The organism is Streptomyces sp. NPDC056948 (assembly GCF_042674225.1).
GTDB lineage: Bacteria > Actinomycetota > Actinomycetes > Streptomycetales > Streptomycetaceae > Streptomyces > Streptomyces purpurascens.
Genome location: NZ_JBHUQX010000596.1, coordinates 1 through 4,287, shown reverse-complemented (window position 1 = coordinate 4,287; position 4,287 = coordinate 1). Strand labels below are relative to the sequence as shown.

Annotated in this window: 4 protein-coding genes and 1 tRNA gene; all 5 read right to left on the bottom strand. The window is 73.5% G+C overall.

Annotation, left to right across the window (positions count from 1 at the left end; translation table 11 throughout):
- Positions 1–36: 36 nt before the first annotated feature.
- The 5 genes from ACFTZL_RS41805 to ACFTZL_RS41785 all read right to left on the bottom strand — a co-directional run bounded on the left by ACFTZL_RS41805 (position 37) and on the right by ACFTZL_RS41785 (position 4,263).
- A tRNA-Lys gene (locus ACFTZL_RS41805) sits at positions 37–110 on the bottom strand.
- Positions 101–700 carry a bifunctional DNA primase/polymerase gene (locus tag ACFTZL_RS41800; RefSeq protein ID WP_382594914.1) on the bottom strand — a complete coding sequence of 200 codons (600 nt, stop codon included), beginning with the start codon at positions 698–700 and terminating at the stop codon, positions 101–103. Before ACFTZL_RS41800 ends, ACFTZL_RS41805 begins: the two co-directional genes overlap by 10 nt.
- A 143-nt stretch (positions 701–843) precedes the next feature.
- On the bottom strand, positions 844–1,215 hold the full coding sequence (locus ACFTZL_RS41795) for a hypothetical protein (RefSeq protein WP_382594911.1): 372 nt from the start codon (positions 1,213–1,215) through the stop codon (positions 844–846).
- A gap of 124 nt (positions 1,216–1,339) precedes the next feature.
- Entirely contained in the window at positions 1,340–2,674 is a 1,335-nt protein-coding gene (locus tag ACFTZL_RS41790) for an AAA domain-containing protein (RefSeq protein ID WP_382594908.1), read from the bottom strand.
- Positions 2,671–4,263: a hypothetical protein gene (locus ACFTZL_RS41785; RefSeq protein WP_382594916.1), complete on the bottom strand. Its 1,593-nt coding sequence runs from the start codon at positions 4,261–4,263 to the stop codon at positions 2,671–2,673. The genes ACFTZL_RS41790 and ACFTZL_RS41785 overlap by 4 nt, the downstream gene beginning before the upstream one ends.
- Positions 4,264–4,287 lie beyond the last annotated feature (24 nt).

Sequence of the window (4,287 nt, the reverse complement as noted above, 5' to 3'; positions counted from 1 at the left end):
CCCCCTCGCTCTCGCGAGGGGGTCTTTCACCGTCTGTGCGCCGCCAGGGACTCGAACCCCGGACCCGCTGATTAAGAGTCAGCTGCTCTAACCAACTGAGCTAGCGGCGCCTGCTGACGTCGTAGACCTTAGCACCCTGGTCGGCGGGAGGAAAAATCGAAATCCGCACCGCCGAACGGGCCGCCCGCACGGCCGCCCACAGCAGTACTTCCGGGCCCGGGAGCCAGGGCTGCCGGGTGTCGGGGGCGACGAGCCAGCGGGAGCCGGAGCGGGTGGGGGAGGTGGTCTCCGCCGGTGCGGGAATGGTCACGGCGTCGCCCGTGCCGTGGCACAGCAGGGGCGGTACGGCGCCCGTGCGTCCGGTCTCCCCGCCGTCGCGGCCGTGCGTGCCCCACTCCTCCCACTCCAGCAGCGCCGGCAGCCGCTGGGCCGTGCCCGGCGTGGCGAACAGCAGCATGCGGCCGCGGAACTCCGCGACCGGGCCCGAGCCGGGTCCGTCGTCCCAGAGCCGGTCGAGCATCCGCCGCCCGAACATCGAGGGCGCGCTGACCACGTCGAACACCGCCCCGCAGGGCAGCACGATCGGCGCGTCCGGCCGCTCCTCCCAGAGGGCGAGCGTGCTGCGCGGATACGTTCCTGCCGAAGCGAGCCACGCGGCTCCGTCCGGGGTGACATGGGAGGCGTTCCATCCGCTGCTCATGACATCTACATCTACCGGCCGTGAGCGTGCGGTTCCCGAGGGTTGCGGGAAACCGGGACAGGATGGGGTGGGAGGGAGTATCTTGCCCGCCTGGCATATGCCACGTAGATCGTGAAGGGGCCGGATCTCATTCCCTCCCGCTGTCACATCATCGGGTCGACAGGCCCCCGGCCCTCGACACCGCCCCGCAACAGATCCCGCCCGAACTCGACCATCTTCTTGGCGTAGTCCTCGGTCCACTCGGCCCGCTCGGCGATGTCGGCGGTCGTCAGCCGGTCGAACCGCCGGGGATCGGCGAGCTGCGCCGCCGCGATCGCCTGGAACTCCAGGGCCCGGTCCGCTGCGGCCCGGAAGGCCAGCGTCAGCTCCGTCGACCGGGCCAGCAGGGCCCGTGGGTCGTCGATCGACTCGAGGTCGAAGAAGTGCTCAGGGTCGGAGGCCGCCTCCGCGGGCTCGAAGAGCAGGGGCGCGGGGCGTAGCCGCGGTTCGTTCCGACGCGGCGTGGGCTCCGCCATGTCTTCTCCTCCTCGTACGTCGCGCACGGCCCTCCCGGGTGGAGCGGGCCACCGTCCATTGTCTCGCGGGCGCGCAAGTGGGCATCGCAGGAGTGGGTACGTCTGCCACACCACCCGGCGTTCGTCAGGGCCGCCAGGACACACGATGTTCGGCCAAATGTGCCAGCACGGCGTGATTCGCCTCCCACCCGTCCGGAAACTTCACCACCGTCCCCAGCTGCACCGGCTCCGTCGACGGATAGTCGTCCAGCAGGTCGCTCACCCCCGCCCTGCACACCACGATGCACGCGTGCCGGTGCCGGGAGGCCAGGACGCAGAGGCGGCCGGTTTCCAGGTGGAAGGCCGTGGCGTCGGGGCGGCCGGAGAGGGGGTGCAGGACCACCGTGACGTCGTACTCGCGGCCCTGCAGCCGGTTCGCCGTGTCCACGACCACGTCGGTGACACCGAGGTCGGCCAGGGCGGCACGTACCGCCGCCGCCTGGTCCCGGTGTGCCGTGCCGACGGCGATGCGATCGGCGGTGAGGGGCATGGGGTCCGGTGAGCGCTCCGACGTCGCCGCGCCGCCCCGGTCCAGCAGGCGCCGTACGACCGTCGCCACCGCCCGTACCGCCTCCGGGTCCGTGCGCGGGGTGTGCCGCGCGGGCAGTTCCAGCAGGCCCCAGCCCGATACGGCCGCCTCGTCGATCACCCGGTCCGGGCCCGAGCCGTCGGAGGGCACGGCGAAGGACAGGACGCGGTCGCCCGGGCCGGTGCCGCTGCGGAACGGCGTGTACGGGTAGAACGCGTTCGAGACCAGAGGAGCCGCCGAGGCAGGCAGCCGCCAGGAGACCGGCAGGCGGTGCTGGGGCAGATCCGGGTTGTGCGCGAGCAGGGTCGTCACCGCCGAGGCCGACGGGTCGTAGGCGAGGCCCGCCCACTGCTCGCTGCCCACGATCGCGAACGGGTCCAGTTGCCCCGGGTCGCCCACGAACAGCGCCCGCTCGAACAGCCCGGCCACCGCGAGCAGCGCGTCCGAACGCATCTGGTACGCCTCGTCGACGATCGCGTGCCGCCACGGTTCGTCGACCTTCACATGCGCCCACTTCGCCGCTGTCGAGAGCACCACGGCCAGCCCCGCGAGGTCGCCCGCCTTCGCCGACTTGCGGACGTTCGGCAGATCGTCGAGCGCCTTGTCGTACGGGTCGGCGTCGCTGCTGTGCAGCCGGCCCACCGGCAGCTCGGGGTTCTTCTCGGCGAGCCTCAGGACGAGGTCGTCGACCTGGGCGTTGGTCTGCGCGACGACCATCAACGCGTGGCCGGCCTCGGCGAGTTCCAGGGCCGCCCGGACGACGAGCGTGGACTTGCCGGCACCGGGCGGGGAGTCGACGACCACTCCGCGCGCGGTGCCGTGCAGCGTGTCGTGGAGGATCGCGTCGGTGGCCTGTGTCGCGGCGGCGGAGGGGTCGAAGACCGTCGTCACAGCACGTCCTCCTCGGTCACCGGGTCGGCCGTCTCCAGCGTCGGCTCGCCGGGCGGTCCGCCGTGCGTCCACGGCGTCTCCTCCGGGTCGGGCAGTTTCGCGCCGCCCCGCTGCTCGTGCTCGAAGAGCGTGAAGCAGACCCGGTCGCCCTTCTCCGGCACCGATCCCGGCTCGGGCTCCTTGCCGCGGCCCATCTTGTCGAGGATCCGCAGCACGACGTACGCGCCGTCCTCCTCGTCCGCGACGAACTCCGCCGACTGCGGCTTCCCGCCCAGCGATCGGTACACCTTCGTCCGCTCCCCGAGATGCGGCCGGTCGTCCGTGCGGACCGTGACCAGGGGGCGCGGGCTGGGCCGCTTGCCCTCGCTGTACGCCATCACGACATCGGTGACCTCGCCCGCGAACGCCTCCCCGGACAGCCGCCGTCCGGCCATCACCAGCGGATCGTCCAGGGCCTCCTGCGCCTCCAGCCGGGCCTGTTCGCGCTCGCGCGTGGCGAGCTTGTTCGCCGCGGTGACCGCGTCGTCGCGGCGCGGCTGCGGGGGTTCGCCCGCCAGGACCCGGTCGCGGTGGCCGGTGAAGGACCACCGGTCGCGCGTCCACCGCTCCTCGGCATGCGCCCCCGCGGGCAGCTCCCGCAGCAGGTCCAGGCCGCGCCAGATCGCGTCCCAGGTGGGCCGGGTGCGGCTGAGCACCAGGTCGCGGATCTCCCGCTCGGCGGCGGTCAGCGAGCCGAGCCGGTCGTCGGCCTGCAGACCGTCCTCGGCGACGGCGTGGGCGGTGCGGGCCCGGTCGTAGCGCTCGATGGCCGGGGCGAGCAGCTTGTTGTCGAACGCCGGGTCGGTGGCCGGACCGGCCGGGGGACACGTGAGCTGGCCCCGCTCGTCCCGCTCCAGCTCGGCCCGCAGCGCCGCCTCGGCGCCGGACAGGCCCTCCGGCGGGTCGATCCAGGCGAGCAGCGCCCCCAGATGCTGGTCCTCCAGGGTGGACTGCCCGGTCGCCCAGTGCCGGCCCAGGACGTCGGTCATCGCCAGCAGCAGCGAGGCGCCGGGTACCCGGGCCCGCTCCCCGAAGTGCGTCAGCCACCGCCCGAGCAGCGGCACCCGGGGCGGCGCCGGATACGGGGCTTCCGGGTCCTGTTCCGCCGTACGCCGGAAGCGCGTGGAGCGCCCGAGCAGCCGCACCAGGTCGATGCCCGCGCGGCTCGGCACGATCAGTTGCGGGGCGTCCGCGCACAGGTCGACCTCGACCTTGACGCGCTTGCCGGTCTCCGGGTCGGTCTCGGTGCGCTCGGCGGCCTCCACGACCTCGGCGTACGTGTCGACGTACGGCAGCACCACGTCGGCCAGTTCGGCCAGGAACGCGAACCTGAGGTCGCGGTCGCGGGGCTGCGGGACGACCAGCAGCCGCGGCGCGTCCCGGTCGGTGCCGACCAGCGCGCCGAGCGGGGCGCCGGCCTCACCGGCGGTGATGAGCGGCACGAACACCAGCGGGCGGTCGCCGAGATGCCGGTGGCGGACGGTGGCGGCGGGTTGGGCGCGGCCGGTGCTGACGGCCTCGAGGCGGGCCAGGGTGGAGATCAACGACACGCCGCCTCCAGGGCCTCCGCACGC

Excerpts from the sequence above, each read along its gene's own strand:
- ACFTZL_RS41800 (WP_382594914.1), bottom strand. The coding sequence starts at position 700 with ATGAGCAGCGGATGGAACGCCTCCCATGTCACCCCGGACGGAGCCGCG.
- ACFTZL_RS41795 (WP_382594911.1), bottom strand. The coding sequence starts at position 1,215 with ATGGCGGAGCCCACGCCGCGTCGGAACGAACCGCGGCTACGCCCCGCG.